Annotated in this window: 25 protein-coding genes and 3 tRNA genes; 17 read left to right on the top strand and 11 right to left on the bottom strand. The window is 47.2% G+C overall.

Annotated features, from left to right (window positions below):
- Positions 1 to 173 precede the first annotated feature (173 nt).
- Positions 174 to 527 (top strand): hypothetical protein, encoded by a 354-nt coding sequence (locus tag QXU03_01235; GenBank protein ID MEM2170372.1) that lies wholly within the window; start codon positions 174 to 176, stop codon positions 525 to 527.
- On the opposite strand, the gene QXU03_01230 is transcribed toward QXU03_01235, so the two are convergent.
- Positions 502 to 705, bottom strand: a complete 204-nt coding sequence (locus QXU03_01230) for a hypothetical protein (GenBank protein ID MEM2170371.1) — start codon at positions 703 to 705, stop codon at positions 502 to 504. The genes QXU03_01235 and QXU03_01230 overlap by 26 nt on opposite strands.
- Positions 706 to 767: 62 nt before the next feature.
- Here QXU03_01230 and QXU03_01225 point away from each other — a divergent pair, with 62 nt between their 5' ends.
- The gene (locus QXU03_01225) at positions 768 to 1,868 is read left to right on the top strand and encodes a Xaa-Pro peptidase family protein (protein ID MEM2170370.1); all 1,101 of its coding nucleotides are present in this window, start codon (positions 768 to 770) and stop codon (positions 1,866 to 1,868) included.
- Here the strand turns inward: QXU03_01225 and QXU03_01220 are convergent.
- Positions 1,863 to 2,678 carry an inositol monophosphatase family protein gene (locus QXU03_01220; GenBank protein ID MEM2170369.1) on the bottom strand — a complete coding sequence of 272 codons (816 nt, stop codon included), beginning with the start codon at positions 2,676 to 2,678 and terminating at the stop codon, positions 1,863 to 1,865. The genes QXU03_01225 and QXU03_01220 overlap by 6 nt on opposite strands.
- A 53-nt stretch (positions 2,679 to 2,731) precedes the next feature.
- On the opposite strand from QXU03_01220, the gene QXU03_01215 reads away from it, so the two are divergent.
- Positions 2,732 to 3,235 (top strand): hypothetical protein, encoded by a 504-nt coding sequence (locus QXU03_01215; GenBank protein ID MEM2170368.1) that lies wholly within the window; start codon positions 2,732 to 2,734, stop codon positions 3,233 to 3,235.
- A gap of 32 nt (positions 3,236 to 3,267) precedes the next feature.
- Positions 3,268 to 4,500, top strand: coding sequence for an ORC1-type DNA replication protein (locus QXU03_01210; GenBank protein MEM2170367.1), 1,233 nt, complete (start codon positions 3,268 to 3,270; stop codon positions 4,498 to 4,500).
- Between the two features lie 177 nt (positions 4,501 to 4,677).
- Here the strand turns inward: QXU03_01210 and QXU03_01205 are convergent, their stop codons facing one another.
- Positions 4,678 to 4,929, bottom strand: a complete 252-nt coding sequence (locus tag QXU03_01205; GenBank protein ID MEM2170366.1) for a hypothetical protein — start codon at positions 4,927 to 4,929, stop codon at positions 4,678 to 4,680.
- A 95-nt stretch (positions 4,930 to 5,024) separates the two neighbouring features.
- On the opposite strand from QXU03_01205, the gene QXU03_01200 reads away from it, so the two are divergent.
- A tRNA-His gene (locus tag QXU03_01200) sits at positions 5,025 to 5,121 on the top strand.
- Positions 5,122 to 5,257: 136 nt separating this feature from the next.
- Positions 5,258 to 5,611, top strand: coding sequence for a hypothetical protein (locus QXU03_01195; protein ID MEM2170365.1), 354 nt, complete (start codon positions 5,258 to 5,260; stop codon positions 5,609 to 5,611).
- 97 nt (positions 5,612 to 5,708) lie between these two features.
- Here QXU03_01195 and QXU03_01190 read toward each other — a convergent pair.
- Both QXU03_01190 and QXU03_01185 read right to left on the bottom strand, forming a co-directional pair.
- A tRNA-Thr gene (locus QXU03_01190) sits at positions 5,709 to 5,782 on the bottom strand.
- Positions 5,783 to 5,868: 86 nt separating this feature from the next.
- On the bottom strand, positions 5,869 to 8,001 hold the full coding sequence (locus tag QXU03_01185; protein MEM2170364.1) for a DEAD/DEAH box helicase: 2,133 nt from the start codon (positions 7,999 to 8,001) through the stop codon (positions 5,869 to 5,871).
- A 65-nt stretch (positions 8,002 to 8,066) separates the two neighbouring features.
- On the opposite strand from QXU03_01185, the gene QXU03_01180 reads away from it, so the two are divergent.
- Positions 8,067 to 10,043 (top strand): molybdopterin biosynthesis protein, encoded by a 1,977-nt coding sequence (locus QXU03_01180; protein MEM2170363.1) that lies wholly within the window; start codon positions 8,067 to 8,069, stop codon positions 10,041 to 10,043.
- A 64-nt stretch (positions 10,044 to 10,107) separates the two neighbouring features.
- Complete coding sequence (locus QXU03_01175; protein MEM2170362.1) at positions 10,108 to 10,941, top strand: nitrilase-related carbon-nitrogen hydrolase; 834 nt, start codon at positions 10,108 to 10,110, stop codon at positions 10,939 to 10,941.
- 53 nt (positions 10,942 to 10,994) lie between these two features.
- On the opposite strand, the gene QXU03_01170 is transcribed toward QXU03_01175, so the two are convergent.
- Positions 10,995 to 11,645: an HAD hydrolase-like protein gene (locus QXU03_01170; protein ID MEM2170361.1), complete on the bottom strand. Its 651-nt coding sequence runs from the start codon at positions 11,643 to 11,645 to the stop codon at positions 10,995 to 10,997.
- 217 nt (positions 11,646 to 11,862) lie between these two features.
- On the opposite strand from QXU03_01170, the gene QXU03_01165 reads away from it, so the two are divergent.
- The 5 genes from QXU03_01165 (at position 11,863) to QXU03_01145 (ending at position 14,235) form a co-directional block, all read left to right on the top strand.
- A tRNA-Leu gene (locus QXU03_01165) sits at positions 11,863 to 11,947 on the top strand.
- A 695-nt stretch (positions 11,948 to 12,642) separates the two neighbouring features.
- Entirely contained in the window at positions 12,643 to 12,921 is a 279-nt protein-coding gene (locus QXU03_01160) for a hypothetical protein (GenBank protein MEM2170360.1), read from the top strand.
- 1 nt (position 12,922) lies between these two features.
- Positions 12,923 to 13,216, top strand: a complete 294-nt coding sequence (locus QXU03_01155; GenBank protein MEM2170359.1) for a hypothetical protein — start codon at positions 12,923 to 12,925, stop codon at positions 13,214 to 13,216.
- Positions 13,213 to 13,428, top strand: coding sequence for a hypothetical protein (locus tag QXU03_01150; GenBank protein ID MEM2170358.1), 216 nt, complete (start codon positions 13,213 to 13,215; stop codon positions 13,426 to 13,428). Before QXU03_01155 ends, QXU03_01150 begins: the two co-directional genes overlap by 4 nt.
- 120 nt (positions 13,429 to 13,548) lie before the next feature.
- Positions 13,549 to 14,235, top strand: a complete 687-nt coding sequence (locus QXU03_01145; GenBank protein ID MEM2170357.1) for a hypothetical protein — start codon at positions 13,549 to 13,551, stop codon at positions 14,233 to 14,235.
- 172 nt (positions 14,236 to 14,407) lie between these two features.
- On the opposite strand, the gene QXU03_01140 is transcribed toward QXU03_01145, so the two are convergent.
- The 4 genes from QXU03_01140 to QXU03_01125 form a co-directional block, all read right to left on the bottom strand.
- Complete coding sequence (locus QXU03_01140; protein ID MEM2170356.1) at positions 14,408 to 14,698, bottom strand: DUF5658 family protein; 291 nt, start codon at positions 14,696 to 14,698, stop codon at positions 14,408 to 14,410.
- Positions 14,674 to 15,354 carry a hypothetical protein gene (locus tag QXU03_01135; GenBank protein MEM2170355.1) on the bottom strand — a complete coding sequence of 227 codons (681 nt, stop codon included), beginning with the start codon at positions 15,352 to 15,354 and terminating at the stop codon, positions 14,674 to 14,676. The genes QXU03_01140 and QXU03_01135 overlap by 25 nt, the downstream gene beginning before the upstream one ends.
- 82 nt (positions 15,355 to 15,436) lie before the next feature.
- Positions 15,437 to 15,847 carry a hypothetical protein gene (locus QXU03_01130; protein MEM2170354.1) on the bottom strand — a complete coding sequence of 137 codons (411 nt, stop codon included), beginning with the start codon at positions 15,845 to 15,847 and terminating at the stop codon, positions 15,437 to 15,439.
- Between the two features lie 15 nt (positions 15,848 to 15,862).
- Positions 15,863 to 16,357, bottom strand: a complete 495-nt coding sequence (locus QXU03_01125) for a hypothetical protein (protein ID MEM2170353.1) — start codon at positions 16,355 to 16,357, stop codon at positions 15,863 to 15,865.
- Positions 16,358 to 16,454: 97 nt separating this feature from the next.
- Between QXU03_01125 and QXU03_01120 the strand changes: the two genes are divergently transcribed.
- On the top strand, positions 16,455 to 17,660 hold the full coding sequence (locus QXU03_01120; protein ID MEM2170352.1) for a hypothetical protein: 1,206 nt from the start codon (positions 16,455 to 16,457) through the stop codon (positions 17,658 to 17,660).
- Between the two features lie 103 nt (positions 17,661 to 17,763).
- On the opposite strand, the gene QXU03_01115 is transcribed toward QXU03_01120, so the two are convergent.
- Positions 17,764 to 18,051 (bottom strand): hypothetical protein, encoded by a 288-nt coding sequence (locus tag QXU03_01115; protein ID MEM2170351.1) that lies wholly within the window; start codon positions 18,049 to 18,051, stop codon positions 17,764 to 17,766.
- Positions 18,052 to 18,162: 111 nt separating this feature from the next.
- On the opposite strand from QXU03_01115, the gene QXU03_01110 reads away from it, so the two are divergent.
- Genes QXU03_01110 through QXU03_01100 form a run of 3 tightly spaced genes read left to right on the top strand, consistent with a single transcriptional unit; the run spans position 18,163 to position 20,112 of the window.
- Positions 18,163 to 18,381, top strand: coding sequence for a hypothetical protein (locus tag QXU03_01110; protein ID MEM2170350.1), 219 nt, complete (start codon positions 18,163 to 18,165; stop codon positions 18,379 to 18,381).
- 27 nt (positions 18,382 to 18,408) lie between these two features.
- A complete protein-coding gene (locus QXU03_01105; GenBank protein MEM2170349.1) occupies positions 18,409 to 19,035 on the top strand; it encodes a hypothetical protein in 627 nt (208 codons plus the stop codon).
- A gap of 51 nt (positions 19,036 to 19,086) precedes the next feature.
- Positions 19,087 to 20,112 (top strand): hypothetical protein, encoded by a 1,026-nt coding sequence (locus QXU03_01100; protein MEM2170348.1) that lies wholly within the window; start codon positions 19,087 to 19,089, stop codon positions 20,110 to 20,112.
- Positions 20,113 to 20,160: the final 48 nt, after the last annotated feature.

Raw genomic sequence — 20,160 nt, 5'->3', positions numbered from 1 at the left:
GAGGCTCCCCCTGCCTATCAATATTTGGATAAGCTATTAAGCACTTTTAGTAACGGTCCCCGTCGCTCCACCTTACATCATGTGTCAGCACGTTCCTGCTAGGTCATCCCAGGGTTATTAGTAGCTTGCTTTCTAATATTCTTTAGCACCCGGTGTGCACGGTGCGCATATACTTGAAGTTACGTAGTGGAGCTTGGATGCTTATAACCAAGAAAATAGAACAAACTACGACATCTGGCGGTAAAAAACGACTGACCAGGCACATCTTAGCGGGGATCTCCGTTAACAGCCCTCCAGGTTCGCTAAGCGAATGGGACTTCGTTAAAGTACCTGCCAGCATCATAAACAAGGTGATCTCAAGGCTGCTCGACGTGGACGACAATGCAGTGGCCGTAGCAGAACCTCTAAACGTTGGTCACTATGTAATTAAAGTACCCCCTGGAAAGGGCAAAATTGTGGAATCGATTCTCTCCGAGATCGTCAGCGGGAGGAAAGGGCGCTCTAAGGAGGGTAAAGAAACTTCTTAACCAGGATGCCTTGCTCGGTTTTCTGTAACTCTAATCTCTCCGCGTCTTTTCTGTAGCCGCATACAGGACACTTGTAGTACACCATTACCCTGGCCGTGTTACCCAGCTTCTCGGCCTCGTACATCAACACGAGCGCGTTGCCGTCCTTAGGACACTTGATGTTGTTTTTCTCGCTCACTATTCCACCTCAGTTTACCTGTTTTTATTTCTTAGCGTGTTATTAAACCTTGGTGTACCGTGTTGATCGAAGCTTTACGGGATATCGCTGAAAGCAGAGGATTAGACGTACTAGTTCTAAGTGCTCCCGACAATATTGAGTACTTTACGGGAGTCCCCACAATCGGGGACGCCGTGCTCCTCATGATCTACGATAAAAGGCAAGGCACAGCGTCGCTATATGTCCCTCTCCTAGAATACCAGAGGTACAGGGATATGGTGCCTCCCCACGTTGACGTGTACGCTGTTTCAAGAACTCTCAAACCGCCGCACATACCTATCGCGGATCTTGATTGGAAAGACATAATTGCCAGGTACAGGAATGTCGAAAAAATCGGTGCAGACATCTCGCACGTGAGCCCCCTACAGGGAACCGTACAGGCCACTCTTGAAGGTAAGGTCATAGACGTGTCAAACGACATATGGAAAGTTAGGATGATCAAGTCTAACAGGGAACTAGAGAGCATAAAAGAAGCCACCAAGGTAACGTTAAAGGGTATACTAGCCATTTATAGCGAACTTCGTGAAGGCGTGACGGAGACGGCACTTACAGGTGTATTTGAAAAGACCGTTAGAGACCACGGCGTTGAGAGGGCGGCATTCGACCCCATTATCGCATTTAAGCCGAACAACGCATATCCTCACACTCTGCCCGGGAATAGAGGCCTGAGCAGTAGAGATCTTGTCCTAGTCGACGTAGGCGTCAAGGTAGGTGGCAGGTGTAGCGATGTTACCAGGATGATCCTTTGGGGCAGACCTAGCAGAGAGGAGAGGAGGGGCATAGAAGCGGTCGTTGAAGCCCTTGAAACCGCCATAGACGCCATTAAGCCTGGAATCAGGGCAGGTGAAGTGTACGAGACAGCAGTAAAGGTCCTCGAAAACTATGGTTTACGAGAGAAGTTCATACATGGCCTCGGACATGGCATAGGGATCGTAGTGCACGAACCGCCTTACCTAAGACGGCAAAGCGATACCGTCTTAGAACCCGGAATGGTGTTTACAGTAGAGCCCGGAGTCTATTTTCCTGGGAAATATGGGATTAGAGTTGAAGAAGTTGTTTTGGTTACTAAGAAAGGTGCCCATGTACTCTCAAAAAGGCTCGAAAAAGTCCTGCAATCATTATAGCTCGTCTATTAGCTTCCAAATAAGGCTTTTTTTAGACGCAATTATGACCTTTTTAATTTCCTGAACACGGTCCACGGCAATCTCACTTAGTGGTGGAGCAGTATACACTCTCGTTTTCAGCCTATCTGCAACGGCCAGCGCTACCGCCAAATCGGTGTTTCTTATTCTACCAGTTAGGTGTACAAAGTGCCCAATTAGGCCCACGGCGGCGTAAACGGCCTCCAAGGATGCAGAACCCATTGTCCTAGTCTTAACGGATACGTTATTCCTTTTAAACTCCTTCGAAATAATTTCAAGGTGTTTCGGGTCTTCCGTGTATATGGATACTACCTCGAAACCTCGACCTAGGTACTCAGTTATTTGTATTCCGTCGTGAAACACCTTCCCGTTACAGAGCTCAAGAGAGTCGCTCGTGAAGATGTTATAAACAACCCCATATACGGGCTCGGTGATCTTTGCAATACCGGGGTAAACTGCCAGGGATACTGATGCAAAAGGTATTCTCAGGGAGTAGTTTAAGCTACCGTCAAGGGGGTCTACGAGTAGAACTAGTTCAGGCTTTTCGCTCAAAGCCCATCGACCCTTCTCCTCGCTAACAACCCACGCTGAAAGTCCTGCGCTCTTGACCTTCTCAACGACGAGCTCTTCCGTAATTACGTCAATGTACCTTGATTGGTCTCCACTAACGCCTGTTCCAACGACCCTGCTGTACTCCTCTGAACCGAAGTGGCGGCGTAGAAATGACGCTAAGTCTTCAACTACTTTCCTAAAAAAGCCGCACAGCTCTGTACCCATTACCACGGTGATCACATTTTACGGCTCTGCTAGTGTTTAAGTGCAGTAAGTATATAAAGTTTACGGGAATGGTTGTGAACGACTTACCGAAACTTATAGTAACTTGTAGAAGCAGTAGCGTTGAACTCTGCGAACAGGAAATTGGCAACGTAATCTTCGCGCGCGACCCCTATATCAGGGTTGAGAGGACCAAGTATCCTGGAGTACTACTCGTATATACTGCACTAACCCCCGAAAAGGCATATGCAGCCGCGTCACACAGAGAATACGGTTTTGTAGAAAACATCATACCAGTAAACTGTGTACTCGAATACCCGCCAGAAACCGTTAAGCTCAAGGAATGCCTTGAAAAAGTCGTGAAAAGCAGTAGGATTAAGCTTAAAGTGAGGTCTAGGGGTGTTCGAAGAGCTAGCGTAGACCTCTTTAAAAAAGTGACCGAGTACTTGAATACCATGAAGGTCTCTCGCGATCCTCTTACCAGGGTGTGTCTCTACGTAGAGATCATCGACAACAAGACTTACATTGGGGCATGTGATTGCCGCTCAGTTTTTAAGGCGGGCATTAGGATTTAGGTGAGTGAAAGTTTTGGTACGGTGGTAGCACCATGAGGGATATGTGGAGAATCGTCGAAGAAGAGCTAGGTAAACAGACTATATTCAAGAGTAGAGAAAGCCTCATGCCAGAACACCTGCCAGACCGGCTACCTCATCGAGAAGAGGAACTAAGGAGCCTTGTATCCTACTTCAGGCACTTAGTTACAAGTCCGGGTAGTATTTCACAAAGAGTCCTCATAATGGGCGGTGTGGGAACGGGTAAAACCGCTCTCTCGAAGCTTTTCGGTAGAATATTCGTTCGCATGGCTCAAGATAAGGGATATAACGTGGCATACGTTCACGTGAACTGCCATCGAAACAGAACACTTTACAACGTGATACACGATATTGCCAGGCAATTAAGCATTCCTCTACCCCCAAGGGGTCTTTCAGCGAAGGAAATGCACGATGCCCTTCTCTTGCACCTCGAGGAAATGGACCTCCACGTAATAGTGGCCCTTGACGAGTTTCACTACTTTGCAAGCATGTCTAAAAACGATGCCGTGTACTTCATTGCTAGAATATACGACGCTCACGAAGGTTTAAAGCACGTAAACTTCATATTCATAGCCTCAGACGCATCCAAACTCGCCTTCCTGGACCCAGCTACGGAAGGGTATTTGCTGAGACACGTCGTAAGGCTTAGACCGTACACCTCTGACCAGCTGTTTGACATACTGAAGTATAGGGCCTCACTGGCGCTGTACGACGGTACTTATGATGACGACGTATTACACTTCATCGCCAATTACGAGGGCGTCGAAAAAGGCGGTGGAGGTAATGCTAGACACGCGCTTGAAACACTTCTACTAGCTGGCGATATAGCGGAAGGGGAGAGATCGCGTAAAGTCACAGTCGAGCATGCAAGGAAGGCGATATTCAGCCTTTCAAGAGACATAGTAAACGTGAGTGAAGCTGTAAGGTACAGTACACTACACGAGCTCTTGGTGTTACTAGGCATTATTAGGTTGCTTCATAGGACCGGTAGGCGCGAGGTGAAAATGGGCGAGGTCGAGGACGAGTACAGGCTGATATGTGAATCTTATGGAGAAATACCACGCAGGCACACCCAGCTGTACGAATACGTACAAAACCTAGCTAGAGCAGGGGTGATAACAGCCCATCCTAGTGGCAGGGGGTATAGGGGTAGAACAACACTGATAACAATACATTATGGTCCACTAGACGCGCTTGAGAACTACGTTGTAGAGCTGATCAGAAAGAGGAAAGAGCTCGGTTTCTAAAGTTGCGGAGAGGACGCTCCAAGCACTTTAAGGGGTACGAGGTGGATGCAACCCTAACTACATTGAGAACAGCACAGGGCCGGATCTCGTGAAAGCCTATACCGCTCAAAAAGCCCTCGAAACGCTGATTTCAGGATGTTTTACAACGGGGGAGAGTATATGGATGCTTGATGACCGCTAAGCTGGTTGAAAATCGAGAGCGTGTTTGAAGGGGCAGGCCTCCCAGTACATCATGCACTTCTTCACGAACGACCTTGTTAGGTATCTACTAGTGGCTTTACAGTAGGCTATACACACCACATCGGGCTCCTTGCCAAACTGCACTACCTCGTAGTATGGACACGCGCTCCTTTCATTACACTGAATGATATGTGTTGGCAAATACACCTCTCTAGGTTTTGAAGAGCCCACGTCTATCCCTGCAGACACTATTAACTAAAATAATTAAATACCCTCTTGTAAAATATGGTTGTCTGGGCCCGAACGGATACTATGAAGAGCCCAGGCCATGTAGCTGAAATATGGCCCGGGTAGCTCAGCCTGGAAGAGCGCCGGGCTGTGGACCCCCGAGATGAAGGGGCAGGTACCCGGAGGTCCCGGGTTCAAATCCCGGCCCGGGCCCTTTCACGTTTATGTAACACACTCAACGGGTACTGTCGGATCGTCGAGCACTTCAGTTACGTTTTTACGTTTATAAGTCACCGGGTTACGGGAATTGTTTACATAGGAGTTATCCCCGTAAATTGGGGTGTTGAGTATGGCTACGGCTAGGCAGAAACACACGAGTAAGATGCTTGCAAGAAGATACGGGACCGTAGGGGTAATTGCCGGTAGATACATAGAAGCGGGATTTTCCGTCAAGGTATTCTACCCAACGAGATACGGGCTAATTCAAGTAGTGGCTCGTAAAGGCGGGGTTTTCGCGATCGACGTTTTCGACAAGGGAACAGTTACGCTGGACGCGGTCAAGGCACTTCACGAGAAAGCTAAGCTCTTAAAGGCTAAGCCCATAGTAGTGCTTTATGGTGGCGGAGTAGAGGTCTCTAATGAAGCTAGATCCTACTGCGAGGAGAACGGTATTAGAATTCGTAGAGTGCCCAGAAGTAAGTAGTTTACCGGTGCTTAGCGGGACCCGAGAAACCCGGTAATGAGACCTCATATGGTGTGAAGCCTGAATGGGGGGAAGACAGCCCCCGGGAAAGCCGTCAAGCCGCCGCCGGGATTTGAACCCGGGACCTCCGCCTTACCAGGGCGGCGCTCCACCAGGCTGAGCTACGGCGGCGTGTAATGCGTCGTGTTACTGTTTAGCTGGAGGTAGCTTATATTTTTACAAAACAAGTCATCGGTTAGACCATGTTCTTCACCACTTTATGATCGAGGACTATAACCTAGTTCGTGTAATTGCTTATACACCTCTTCGGCTACCTTAGGCCCAAATGATGGCAGGCTCATCAGCTTCTTCTTAGGTGTCTTGGCGAGGTCTTCGAGGGTCTTTATCCCGTGTTCTATTAGTATCCTGGCTCTAACGCGTCCAATATACTTTAACGATGCAAGCTCTAGCGCATCCTGCTTAACCCCTTTGTCCAGCCTCTGGGAAAGGGCCGTTAGCTTTCTGTGATACACGACGTCGCCAATTACACCTGCTACCTTTCCAAGTGCTCCTGTTATCCAGCTCGCGGTATCTTTCAAGTTGTATATGTCGCCTGGCCCTAAGGCATATTTCTCCACGATCTCGTCTTCACTTCTTTCGTTGATCCAGTCTTGAAGTGCGAGTGCGTATATGAACCCGTGTAGCCAGTCATCGTAATCGTAGTATTCACTGGTAGTGGGCATTAATAACCCGCTACTAGCATACACCTCCGCGAGCTCCTCGTAAGCCGCCATTACTTTACCTGGAATGTAAACTCCACTCTTGAGGAAGTCTGGTGTAAGCGATACTAAGTGCAGTATATAAAGGTCCCTGTACTCAGTGCCTTTATACCTGAAGAACATGTTTACAGTAAGGGGGTCTAGATAACTGTATGCCGTAATCCTGCCAAGCCTCGTAGGCACAACACCCGGCTCTCTCCTGGCCACCATGCCGAGGCCCTCTAAGAAGTCCACGAGGTCCTCGATCTGCTCGCTTATGTTTGTGAGTTTACCAGTAGACGCGGAGAAAGTTAGCTTGAAAAGCTCAGATAGATCTCCGATACTACTTACCTCGAGTGAAGCTACGGCGGAGAGCACGTGTACTCTAAGACTTCTTTCACCTAGCAATCTACCCTGTACCGGTTCGGGTTCCGACGTTATGTACTTGAAACCCTCATCTATGTTCGAGGCGTCCACGATGATGGATTCTCCCATTTCGTCGAACTGTGGCCTACCGGCTCTTCCAGCCATTTGCTTATACTCGGAGACACTGATGTTTACTTTTCTGCCCTTAGCGGGATCATACCTCTTAATTGATATCAAAACCCTTCGTGCGGGAAGGTTAACTCCGGCGGCGAGGGTGGGAGTGGCGTAAACGACCTTAAGCAACCTCTTCCTAAAGGCCTCTTCAACAACCCTTCTCGATACTTGCGATAAACCCGCATGATGAAATGCTACGCCCCTAAATCCCAGCTCTCTGAGAAATTCCTTTTCGATCCTAGTAGGTGCGCTTTCGAGCTCGTCTAACAGTGCTTCAAGGCCATGTGTGTCCATCGGGGTAATGTAGGTTGCTGTTATTTCAGCTAACTCCTCGACACGTTTTCTGTTATGAACGAATACAAGTGTTTGGTAGTTGCGTTTAATGTTATGGAGAACAAGGTTCACTACCGCCTCGTCGTGGTCCTCCTCGACGCTTTCTTTCCTCCCATCAGCAAAAACTATTTCGGACCTCTTCTTATTGAAGACGCCTTCTACGAGCTTAACGGGCCTCCACGCCGATGTTACTAGTTCACCCTTAACCCAGCGGGCTAGTTCCGCGGGGTTACCTATGGTTGCGGATAGGCCTATAATCCTAGTTCCCCGCTTAAGCGCCCTCGCCACGATCATTTCAATTATTGGCCCTCTTTCAGGGTCGTTCACATTGTGCATTTCGTCGATCACTATTAATCCCACACGTTTAAGCCAGGTAGGTTTCAGCCTCATTAAGCTATCGAAACGCTCATACGTGGCTACGATAATATCGTACTCTCCTAAATACTCCGCTGGTTGGTCGTAATCCCCAGTGGTGATTCCTACTTTGACGCCAATTTTGTTCAGTACTGAGAACTCAGCATACTTTTCACTTGCAAGTGCCCTTAGTGGAGTTAAGTACACCCCGACGAGGCCGTTCACAGCGGTCTTAACCAATACCATCTCAGCTATTAGAGTCTTGCCGCTGGCTGTAGGGGCAGAGATGACCATGTTCACCCCGTTCAGTAAACCGCGCTTAACAGCTTCTACTTGAACGGGATTTAGCTCCCGTATCCCCCGCTCACCGAGCAAGTTGACGTATTCTAGAGGTAGCCCCCACTTTACTAATTCATCTATAAGCATGGATGACCAGTCACCCGGTATTTTAATTACAACTTAAACAGATTAAGTAGCTTAGAGGGGCATTTATGGCTGTTAAAGTCTTCCATGAACTATCTTCACTCAACGAGGCCGTTGAAAAGGTGATCAAGAAGGCGAACCCCCAGCCCCGAGGTCTTGAACTAGTAAGACTCGAAGACGCCCTTTTCAGGGTTCTCGCGAGAGACCTCTACGCATCGGTGGATTACCCCCCATTTGACAGGTCGGAGGTTGACGGTTACGCGGTTAAGAGCGATAAGGTAATGCATGCGACCGAGGTGAACCCGGTTATACTTAGAGTTCTAGGTGAGCTGAAAACAGGTGAACGAGGAGAGGATTTTAGCTGTGAAGAAGGGGCAATTAAGGTCTCCACGGGAGCGGTCATTCCGCGGGACTGCGACGCGGTCGTCATGGAAGAGTACACAGAGGCTCTAGACGATGTAGTCAAAGTGTACCGACCCGTAGCGCCTGGAGAGAACATTTCAACAACAGGCAGTGATGTGTCTGCGGGAGACTTTATGCTACCGCGAGGTACTCTCCTCAGGCACGAGCACATAGCCTTACTAGCGGGGTTCGGCCTACTGGAAGTACCCGTTTACGTAAAGCCCAAAATAGCCGTGTACTCGACCGGTAACGAGGTAGTAGAGCCCGGTAAGCCGCTTGAACAGGGCAAGGTATATGACGTGAACGGCCTACTCATATCCTCGTTCCTAAGGGAATGGGGGGCAGATGCTACATACCGCGGTATTCTACCAGATGACTATAAGGTAATTAGAAGCGTTATCGAGGAGGACTTAGAACACTATGATGCCGTCTTTACGAGTGGTGGTACTAGTGCAGGCGAGATGGACCTGGTATACCGGGTCTTCGAAGATGTGGGAGAGGTCATCGTGCACGGACTTAAATCCAGACCTGGGAAGCCGACCCTAATAGCCACCACTGATAAGGGTAAATTACTTTTCGGGCTTCCCGGCTTTCCCCTCTCATGCTACATGATCTTAGTCCGCGTTGTGAAACCCATCATTACGAGGTTAACGGGGTTACGGTACGTCGAGACGAGGATCGATGTTAGGATCCCGGTAAAGATCAGAAAAGGCGTTGGTAAGACATGGCTTATTCCATCTATTTTAGTAGAATCCAGTCACGGCTACACAGCATACCCAGTATCGCTTAGTAGTGGCAGTGTATACGCAATTACTTATAGTGACGGTTTCATCGAACTAGACGAAAACACGGATTACTTTGAAGCCGGCACGCTAGTCCCATTCTACCCATTCAGCGAAAAGGCACCATTACGAAGACTCACCATCATAGGCAGTAACGATCCACTACTTGAACACATACTGGTGAGAAGCGGCCTCATTTACACTAGTAGAATCCTAAATACGGGTAGCGTGGGTGGCTGGATAGCTACATCTAGGGGTGAGGCCGATATCGCGCCCACGCACCTTCTCGACCCAGAGAGCGGAACCTATAATGTACCCTTCTTAGAGAAGTACGGTTTAACACGCGAGGCTACAATTATAAGAGGGTATGACAGGTTAGTGGGAATAATTGTCGCTAGAGGTAACCCCAAGAAAATTAAGGGCTTTGAAGACTTCCTAAGAAGTGATGTAAGAATCGTTAATAGACCTAGAGGATCCGGGATACGCGCTCTGGTGGACATAAACTTAAAGAGCATTGCCGAGAAGCACGGCATCCAGTGGAGTAGCGTGCCGAGGCTTGTCAAGGGCTATACGTATGAAGTGAAAACGCACACAGCCGTGGCGATTGCCATTAAGCACGGTAAAGCGGATGCAGGCGTAGCTGTAGGATACGTCGCCGACATCCACGACCTTGACTTCATACCGGTAACCTGGGAAGAGTTTGATTTCCTCGTACTACGAAATAAATTGAAGAAAGGTGAAGTTAAGAAATTCATTGAAGCTTTACGGAATCTTGACTTGACAGCAATGAGGGACTTCAAGCTACACAAGTACTACAGAGTACCTGGGAATGCTGGCTATCCGAGAAGTGAAGCATTTTAAGTGACGGTACTTTTGGTTAAAAATCATTCACGAGAGATTTCACAGATGGTTAAGGGTGACCCGCGTGTCGAGAATAGTCATCGGTATAGTTCAGGCATCGTTTACCGCGTACCCCCCTGAAAACGCCGAAAAAGCATATTCACTTGTAAAGCGGAATTACAGGGAAGCAGACCTCATAGTTCTACCAGAATACAGCATGACAAACCCCCTTCAACTCAGAGACCCGTTCAAAGTGTACGAGTTATCGGAGTACGCGACAAGTAGTAGGTTCCTAGCGACTTTTATAAGGCTCGCCAACGAGCTAGGAGCCGGCATCGTAGTACACTTTATAGAGAGAACGGATGTGCCTCCCAAGTCGAGGAGCACCGTAGTACTAGTTACCAGTCGCGGTGAGGTACTACCGGTGTACAGTAAAATGCACTTGTTCGATGCTTACGGATACCGAGAGTCCGAGTTCTTCGAGCCCGGTACATCTCTAGGTAAGATAGTTTCTCTAAACGGGTTTCCAATAGCGTTTGCCGTGTGCTACGATCTACGGTTCCCGGAGCTCTTCAGGTCATACGCCGTACTCGGCGTAAACGTGTTCGTAGTTCAGGCCGGCTGGGTTAAGGGACCCCTAAAGGAAGAGATACTGGACAAGTTAGCGTCGGCCAGAGCTCACGAGAACACGGCTTACGTGGTTGTAGCTAATCAAACCAGTGAAATGTTCACCGGCAGGAGCGGTGTGTTCAGTCCATGGGGTTACCGCGAGCTGGACATGGGCATCAGCGAAAAGTACTCCGAGCACTCCATATTCCTGGATGAAGTGGAAAAAGCTAGGACTACTATACCAACCATAAGGCAGTCCCTCGACAAGTGGGAGATAAAGTTGAAAGCCCCCAAGGTGAGTAGTGGCTAGAAAACATTTCATCGAAGAGCGCTCCACTAGGCTGAACACATTAGTGTTTGAGACTAAGTAAACTCTTCGAGAACGCGGGGAAGCTCGAGTAGGTTCTTGACCTTAATAGGCCAACTATACCCTAATCCTCTATCCACGAGGACGGTCTTTGTTCCAAGCTTGTTCGCCGGCTCCAAGTCGTATTGGGGGTATGCCGATACATGCACCACCCGGTCGGTGGAGACCCCGAGAAGCCTGTATGCGTTTAAGAAGGCTTCGAGAGATGGTTTATACGCTCTCACGTCTTCTGCCGTTATTACGTAGTCAAGTAGTTCTCTGAAGCCGTTTAAAGTAATCTCAACTAAGTCTCTATCGGTATTAGAGAGGACGGCTAGTTTAAATCCACGCTTTCTTAGCAGCTTGAGCCCGTATACAGTGTCTGGGAATGGAGGGGATTTTGCAAAGGTCAATATAAAGGCCTCAACGAGCTCGCTCGACATAAGTGTACTGTGATTACCGGCTACTTCGAGGAGGCACTTTTTAAGTATCTGCTTGTAGGGCCTATAGTTTAGGATCTCCCTGATATCGCACGTGAAAAACCTCCCCACGGCGTCCGGGGAAACATAGAGCTCTATGAACGACCTTATGCTGTACTTCCAGTCAACTAGTGTACCGTAGAGGTCAAACACCACGGTCCGACCTTCTCCGCACGGTGTGGTTCTCACCGCTGGAATCACCCCCTTTAATTACTTGTGATACGGGTTAAATACCCAGACCTCAGGAACCCGTTTATCGGCCCCTGAGCTTTCCTTGCCTCAAAGAACGGGGCTTCACGGTTGTATAGGAGGCCGGCTAGATGATTAACAGGTGTTAAAACGCACAGCTAATGCTTCCTCTATCAGGTTTAAAACCACTTACGGTAATTACTCATAAGTGAAGCACGCGGGGGTGCCCGAGCCAGGTCAAAGGGGCCGGGTTGAGGACCCGGTGGCGTAGGCCTGCGTGGGTTCGAATCCCACCCCCCGCACTCTTGGTTTCGCTGTAGGTTATCGGCGATGTATTTAGCTAATTGACGTAGCACGCGTTTGCTCACGCGACCGCTAACTTTTATCTGGGCCTTACTCGCCAAATAGTTTAAGACGATCTCGTCGAGAGGACCGATGTATTTCTCCTCCCCGTTCACCCACTCGTAGACATAAAGCTTGTTCTTGATTTTTTTAATGTAAAACGTCAAAGCCTCCAATCCCAGCCCCAATACTATAATGAGAAAACTACTCTATTTGAGATAGCCGAGCTCACGGAGACGCTGGCGCACAGCATCAGTAACAAAATCAGATACAGAAGTGTAGCCGTGCTTGCCCTCATTTACGACTCGTTGAATGAGCTTGTACAGCTCCTCTGGTATTCTAACAGAAGCCCATCTAGTCATGAACCACACCTAGTTACAAGTATTCGACAAGTCATTATATTATTTATGCTACATATTTGATACATACATGTAAAAAAAGCTTAAAAACTTTTGATACATATATGAAACATAAGTGAGACACATGCCCCAGGTCCAATCCCAAACCCAACCCAAATACATTCGAGTCTCAACTATTGTTCCACGGAAATGGCTTGAGAAGATACAACAATACATGAAACGTCACGGGTATTACACCGTCTCTGAACTCGTCAGGGACATTATACGTAAGGAAATAATTGAGTCGGGTCCCAGTGATGATTAAGTTGTCTCAAATACATGAGATAGTGAAGAAATACATAGATGAATACAATAACGGAAACACAAACGACGAGAAAATTGACGTGAATTGGCATTACTGGCTTGCTAACGCTATCTACTCTGAGGTAACAAACGACTACGCATATTCTCAAAGTTGGAGAGTTTACAGAATTGTATCAAAAGATGGACTAGTACTGGAGGTATACAGTAACGATCACGGGATGTTCATCAGAATTGGCTCTTTGCACAAGAACGATTGCTACTGCGGTGACTAGTATGACTTTAACCACGTCAGATTACAATGTATTATCGCTAGTGCATGAGTACATGAACGCCACCGACAAGCGTTCAATAACATATGATTCACTGATAGCGTTCGCAAAGAAGCATGCGAAAACCGCGTACAAGACTGAAACAATACAGAGAAGCCTACGAAGGCTAGCAATCTACGGGTTCTTCGAGCGAAGATACGTACCATCCTACCAGACGAAAAAGAGAATCGTCATATACGTTCCAACACAGCGATTCTACGTGTTCTTCAACTTCTTCAACAAGGGTGCGAGACAATGACCGTCATCGAGGTCAAATGTACTGAGATATACCGCGACGATAGGTACCTGCTCGGCAACTTCGAGAAGATCATAGTAACATGCGACATGGTCGTGATATACTTCAGCAACGACAAGCGAATAGAGCTACTTCTCTCGAAGAACGACTACGTTGTGGTACGAAACCCCAAAACCTATTGCACCGAAATTGACGAAGAAGATGAAGAAGAGTGAGCACGCGTGAGCACCCCCTCCGAACACTCTTCTCATTCAAATTATACAAATTCTAATAACGAAAAAAGAGAGGATACTAGTATAACAAGTATTAATAAAAACGGTGATGTATACAAACGTTTGTATACACGGCCTCTTTATAATAATGTTTCTAATAATACAAGCGTTAGTGTAGAAGACGATGTTCTTGAAGAGATTAGAAGCGTGTTCGCTGAGAGAAGGCGCTACGCTGTTCTCTGCATCCGCGTTCTCCCACGCGTGAAATTAATTTGGGATAGCCTCGGGGCTGACGAGAAGAAGCTCATCAGGGACGCTGTTGAACAGCTTGTTCTCGAGTACAGTAAGCAGTCGAGGATCAGGGTTGAAAACAGGAACATTGTTCTAAACGTGAACATCAATCAGCAAATAGTTAGTGTTGACAAAAGCAGAGACAACATTATTAGACTGAAGAAGGAGATCGAGAAGCTCAGAGAAGAACTCGCTAAGACAGTCAGTGAAAACATTGACCTGAAGAACGAAATCGAACGGTTGCGAACGAGCATAAGCAACGAGGCGAGCACTGAGACGAAGCGGTTGAAAGACGAAGTAAAGAGCCTGCAGAGCAAGCTTGAGAGATATACAAGTATAACTAGAGATACGCTGCTCGCGTTGCTTGTCGTGAAGAAATGCCTCGATATTGATTGTGAAGGTGGGAAACTCGTGAAGCTCATCGACAAGACAATAGCAGAAGCACGCAGACACGTATCCATCCGCGATGAATTCATCGATGTCTACATGCGTCATTTAAAGTCAAAACAAGGTGATTAGCGTGCTTACACGCAGAGATGTGCTGAAAGCTGTTAGAAGATTTCACAATATAAGCGATGCGGTGTTTAATGCATGTTTAAACGCACTCTTACAAATACTTAGCAACGATGAACTCGTGTATCTCGCGTTGTGCTCAGATGATGTTTACTTGCAAATGAAAGCTGTTAAAGTGCTAGAAAAGCGCGGTATAGACATTACTGAGTATGCCGTGAAGCATAATAAAGGTATACACGGCAAGAACACTCGCTCTAATCGATCTGGACGACGAGTAATAGTAAATAAATGCGATGATAAAAGAAACAACAATCTTCACAAGAGCAAACAACTCCAAGCCAAAGGCGTGGTATAACGGGTTGAGCTCAATACCCCCGCGATCGAGAGCTATCTTCATTGTTAAAATATCAACTATCTGCAAAAGCATTATGTAGATCAACGCTTTCATTCTCTCCTCATCTTCTTCCATTCTTTATACACATAGTCAAGCAGTGCTCCTGGACCCAGCTCACGTGATTTCTCAACTAACTTCATGTAGAGCTCTATGTATTTCCTCCTCAGCCTCTCATAGATATCGTAGACTGGAAGCCTTAGCGTCACGTGATCCACGTATAATACGCTTGTATCCCAATAGTAAGAACCCCACTCGCTCGTCTTTTCTTTTCTAACCTGTATTTCAGCAATCGACTTGGGATTGCCATTCACCTGTGAGCCGTTCCTGATAACTCTAGCCCTTATCTTGTATATGTTTCCATTGTACAGGATGCTCCTTGGGAGGCTCCTCTCCGTTGTCATCGTCAAGATCACTGCTCCTATACGCAGACGCATGGTTTCAAATAAGCCCCTTATCCCTAGGGCAAGTGGGTGCCAGCTGTTTCTCTTCAAGAGCTCAAGCCATGGACCAGCATCATCCCATATTAGAACAGGTATCCACGAATTGCTCCTCTCGAGCTTGTCGACAACCTCGTGAAAGTCGAACGGTGTAAACACGGTTCGCTTTAACACATCATCCCATGACCCGTAGAAGTCGTACGCTACCTTCATAGCGTAAGTAGACTTGCCCGCCCCTGGTCTCCCGTAGATTCCTACAATCGTCGTAGAGTCGTTGTTCCTTATTTCATTCATGATTAGCTTTGAGAGGTTGCGATGAGGCTTTACTGCTTGTTGTTGAATGTATATGTGGGGATCCCCCTCTATAATGCATCACCTAGAGCTCGTCTTCTCTTTCATGGATACGTCTTAGACGTGATAGGGATACGTTTTGAAGTATTCTCCACGCTCTTCCTCCAGCTACTGCGATAAGCTCTTTGACTCCTTTTCGACTCTGACTTCTCTTTAGTACGACGTAGTTTCTTATGAAGTTGATGAGAGCGGGGTCTGGAATGAGTTCAGCTAGTGCTTTCAACATGCTTAAAGCTTTGACTTCTCCACTGCTCAGCTCCGATAACGTGTATTTTGTTATGCCCCGCGGGCGTGCTAACAGCTCGATCGCTTTTTTCTGTGCAGCTGTTATATCGTCTCCGATACCCTCCCAGAACTCCTCATCATCTTCCTCTAGCTCAAAGTCTATCGGTTTCTCCACGCTGTCTATTTCATCTCTCTCCTTTCTTTTCTTCATTGTATCACATCATGATTATTTTATGATTATTTCATGACCGAGAAGCGGTAGGATGAAGAAGATGATGATGAACACTATGACCATGCCCGTAAACATGTACAATAGTGCTTCTCCTTTACCAACGGTTATCTTGCCTAGCAGTTTTCTCACGCTGGAAGATGCAATATAGTCGTAGAGCACCCGAGGATCTAACACTACTGGGTTTATCTTTGCGTTTGACGGTGGTTTCGGATCTTCAAACCTGTAGAAAGCGTTTACATTTGAATCAAGTATATAGAGCCTGTAGAGCTTCGAACCCATGCGTAAGATATACGGCTCGGGCTTCTCTAGTTTATAGAGCATCTTCTTATCGACTATGAGAGAACCATCGTTCTGCTCCAAGACTTCACTCTTCAGCTCGATTATGTCTCCAGAGCGTATTAGAGCAACGACGCGCGGTCTTATCGCAGCGTTTTTTTCTCTCTGCCTGAGCCTCTCGAGAAATTCTTTGAGAACCAGGGATATCACCAAGGTGAACTATCAATGAAGCTACAATAGACGCGTTTAAGCTACAATGAGCTAACTCGACTCGAGCACTAAGTAGTGAAATATACTATTGGTGGAGGAGTTGAAGCGTGTTGCTCCAGTATCTCTTGCGCTAATGATCTTGTTGTTCTTGTTGTTGCAAACTGTACGCGTTTGTGCGAACGCCATTGGTCCAGGCATCGATCTATCTAGCGGCACTCTTATATCTGTTGCGGAGGATGGAACGGGGTACTGGCATACTGATCACATACGCATAGAATTCAGCGTAGATTTTCAAGCACTATGCACGTTCTACAGTGGATACGGAGCAATGCCATCTCCTTCTTCACCTCCGTACGGAGTTGTGAAGTTTTATCTTCAAAGAGATAACGAAATCGTGGCTGAAAGGACATTCACTATCTACGGAATGGAGTATTTTGCTACACGTCAGCTATTTACAGTAAACGTGACGCCTGGAACATATACACTGGGCATTCAGCTTCTCCCACGGGATGCTGATAGCTTCATCGGTAGACTAGAGCTACTCGGCTACGGTGCCGACACCGATCCGAGCGTAACATACTACTATCACATATTCGCAGAAGGCTGGGTGCAGGGAGAATACGATATCGCGTGGCAAGCCATATGCGGATACTACTCATCACAACCGCAGCCTCCGCCGAGCCAAGCAAAGGCTGAGTTTATCGTAAGAGACGTGAGGATCGCTGATAACAAGGTGAACGTCTCATTCACATTGGAGAATTTTAAGCCGAACAGTGAGGTCGAAATATACTACGCTGATCTCTACGGAATGACAGCTGGAGGAATGCAACTAGTCGAGTACTACTTCATTACGAAGGTTCAAGTCAATGAAGACGGAAATTACAGCGGATACGTGTTACTGGATAAGGTTTCAGAGGAGGATTGGCTCGAGGCGCGCGGCTACGACTTATACAGCAACTATGTCATTGTCCAGAGCACAAGGTTCAATGTTACACTGAAGCCAGGCGATTGGCTATCCGTTGCGATGCAGATCTTCCGCGCATTGTTCTCGTATATGTATCTCGCGTTCTCAGTCGTTGTGAGCTTGATACCGTACGCTGGGCTCTTCTACATGCTCGCGTTCCTCGGCGTTGTCTTCAAGTGCATGCATCAGATGAGTGTTCTGCCGCTCTTCGACTTCTTCTACCGTCAGTACGTTATACTCGTGAACCTCGCTCAGCTGATAATTAAAATCGCGGAGAAGATATACGAGGCGGGGAGAACTCTAGTTGACTGGCTGATCAAACTCGTAGACATGATAATCTAGAACCTCTCCCAGATCTCCTTGAGTATTCTGTAGACAAGATAGCAGAGTCCAACTGTAAATAACACTACTAAGACGAATGTACCTGGATCCTCATACCACGCCATTAACTAACCACCTGCAACGGTTCCTCTAGTAGAGCTATGTTTAACTGCTTAAACTTCGACTTCAAGAACATCACCCTATCGTCTTCGCTCTCGCATTCAACGTGAACTAATAGTTTATGCGTTCGTGGATCGTATTCATCGCTTAACGCGTAGAGCCAGCTTGACAGCTTAACAAGGAGTAAGATCGGAAGCCTGTTCCTCCACGCTTTAGACGCCACTATTTCGCCCGTGGATCTATCGACAAGATAAGCCCTGAGAGTGATTAACGAGTTTACGGGCTTACCCATCCGCTCACCTATTATAATAAATATGTTGAAGCCTCGCGAAGAGTATTGAAGCTTCAATGAGCTTGTATCCCGTGTGTCGATTTACATGTTATTACAGCTTGGGTGAGAAGAATGCTCGGTTTGAAGGGTCTTAGAACTAGAAAGGAGCCACTACTAGCTGCGCTAGTAGCAGCTGCAACTCTCGGTCAAACGATAGATGCGTCGCAAATGACGAATCTCATAACATCGATGATACCGCTCATTATTGCATTGATCTCGATAGCAATTCCACTGGTCTTCTTGAAGTACATCATGAAGCTACTTGAGAAGATCCTTGGCGGATTCAGCTAAACAGCAAACATCGCCGAGGTGAACGCAGTGACGACAGCGAGGAGAGCTGTGTTAGCGGCAATTGCTGTTTTTCTCGCAGTGGCCATCGCCGTACCAGCATATGCTCTCTATCTCGAGATACCAGCTTCGACTACTGACCGATCGTACGTTCTGAATCTTGATCCACCAGTGTGGATCAAGATTACACTAAAGGATCTCGTTGCAAACGCGTCAATGGACAATGTTGCATTGACATTCAGAGACCCGCAGCTCTACGAGCTCTTCCACATATACATTAAAACGGGCGGCGAGATCTGGTATTCGTATCGGGCACCAGAATACCTCGGGAAGTGGGGCAACGGCACGGAGATCTACGTTGGACTCTTCAGTGATAAAGTAGTGCTATCGATAGGTTATACGTTGAGCGCTGAACATAAGACCGAGCTTCCCGTGCAGATAACGCGCGTGCACGACGTGAGAGTCCACAGCAACGACGATGCAAACCCAGCGTTCACAGCTGGTACAATATTCATCGAGAAAGCAACAGTTATTGATCCAACCGAGATAACGAACGTAACATACTCAATAATACCGCTGATCTTCACAGTAGTCATACTTGCTGTACCGCTATTGGTTCTAAGACTGGTGTTCAAGTCGATAGGTAAGATCTTCTAGTCTTTTTCCTTTTCTCCTCATTTCGATATTGATGATTTCTGGTGTAGTCTAGTGCCATGGAAGCGCGTATACTTGGTAGTGCTAGTAGTCGTGGTTGCACTCGTCGCTCTCACTTTGGGGTTTACATCTGTAGATAGGAGTGTTACGGTTGGTGTTTACTTCTACGTGTGGTACTCGTCTGATAGTAGACACTGGAACGATAGCCCAGTAACCCCTGTTACTGAGACACCTGTAATAGGGTTCTACGACTCGCGGGATGAACACGTGGTAGGATGGCAGCTGAAGCTGTTAAAGAATGCAGGAGTAGACTTCATTGTGATCAGCTGGTGGGGTCCAGGAAGCTTCGAGGACGAAGCAGCAAAGATCGTTATTAAGCATCTAAGAGACTATGGACTGAAGTTCACTATCTTCGTTGAACCATACCTAGGTAATGAGCCAGCCCTCTACAACAGGAGTTTTTGGGAGAACACTACCAGATACATTAGAGTGAACTACATAGAACCCTACGGAGACCTCTACTTTCACCTACACGGTAAACCACTTATTCTCGCGTTCAACCCCATTGGTTTATTGTATAGACCAGACGTTGACTTCCCAGAGTTCACTATAAGGATCGTGGGGAACGATATCGACAACGCTAAATATCAGGACTGGGACTACTGGCCTGACTACCTACTACACTCAGACAGCGTTGAGCTCAGGGTGAGAAGAGATAACGTGGTCTCGATAATCCCACGGTACTGCGATACTCATTTTAGAACACCAGGGGTATGCTTGGATCCAGACCTCTCGCAGGGGCTTTACAGAAAGCAGTGGGAGTGGATACTCAGAAACGCGGACAAGGTGAGCATAGTCATGATTACAAGCTGGAACGAATACCACGAGAGAACTCAGATCGAGCCAAGCTTTTCGAACGAAACTAGAGATCCCTGGCTACTATACGATACAGCGAAAGAGTACATAGCGCTCCTAAGGCGGAGAAATACCGTGGTTAACTTGGTCGTAATGATCATGCTCGTATTAATTGCTGCATTCATTATGAAGCACGCAGTACGTTTCATTAAGAAGCTTATTTAAGCCAACATAACCTCGCACGAGCAGCACCTGCGATCTCCTTAATCATCC

It is taken from the genome of Desulfurococcaceae archaeon, assembly GCA_038845865.1.
In the GTDB taxonomy this organism is placed as follows: Archaea; Thermoproteota; Thermoprotei_A; order Sulfolobales; family Desulfurococcaceae; genus UBA285.
The sequence above is the reverse complement of the archived record's forward strand: the minus strand, read 5'-3'. Positions and strand labels throughout refer to the sequence as shown.

What these genes read in the sequence shown, in the direction of transcription:
- QXU03_01215 (MEM2170368.1), top strand. Translation starts at nt 2,732, where the DNA reads ATGGTTGTGAACGACTTACCGAAACTTATAGTAACTTGTAGAAGCAGT.
- QXU03_01210 (MEM2170367.1), top strand. Translation starts at nt 3,268, where the DNA reads ATGAGGGATATGTGGAGAATCGTCGAAGAAGAGCTAGGTAAACAGACT.
- QXU03_01195 (MEM2170365.1), top strand. Translation starts at nt 5,258, where the DNA reads ATGGCTACGGCTAGGCAGAAACACACGAGTAAGATGCTTGCAAGAAGA.
- QXU03_01185 (MEM2170364.1), bottom strand. Translation starts at nt 8,001, where the DNA reads ATGCTTATAGATGAATTAGTAAAGTGGGGGCTACCTCTAGAATACGTC.
- QXU03_01180 (MEM2170363.1), top strand. Translation starts at nt 8,067, where the DNA reads ATGGCTGTTAAAGTCTTCCATGAACTATCTTCACTCAACGAGGCCGTT.
- QXU03_01160 (MEM2170360.1), top strand. Translation starts at nt 12,643, where the DNA reads ATGATTAAGTTGTCTCAAATACATGAGATAGTGAAGAAATACATAGAT.
- QXU03_01155 (MEM2170359.1), top strand. Translation starts at nt 12,923, where the DNA reads ATGACTTTAACCACGTCAGATTACAATGTATTATCGCTAGTGCATGAG.
- QXU03_01150 (MEM2170358.1), top strand. Translation starts at nt 13,213, where the DNA reads ATGACCGTCATCGAGGTCAAATGTACTGAGATATACCGCGACGATAGG.
- QXU03_01140 (MEM2170356.1), bottom strand. Translation starts at nt 14,698, where the DNA reads ATGGAAGAAGATGAGGAGAGAATGAAAGCGTTGATCTACATAATGCTT.
- QXU03_01135 (MEM2170355.1), bottom strand. Translation starts at nt 15,354, where the DNA reads ATGAATGAAATAAGGAACAACGACTCTACGACGATTGTAGGAATCTAC.
- QXU03_01130 (MEM2170354.1), bottom strand. Translation starts at nt 15,847, where the DNA reads ATGAAGAAAAGAAAGGAGAGAGATGAAATAGACAGCGTGGAGAAACCG.
- QXU03_01115 (MEM2170351.1), bottom strand. Translation starts at nt 18,051, where the DNA reads ATGGGTAAGCCCGTAAACTCGTTAATCACTCTCAGGGCTTATCTTGTC.
- QXU03_01110 (MEM2170350.1), top strand. Translation starts at nt 18,163, where the DNA reads ATGCTCGGTTTGAAGGGTCTTAGAACTAGAAAGGAGCCACTACTAGCT.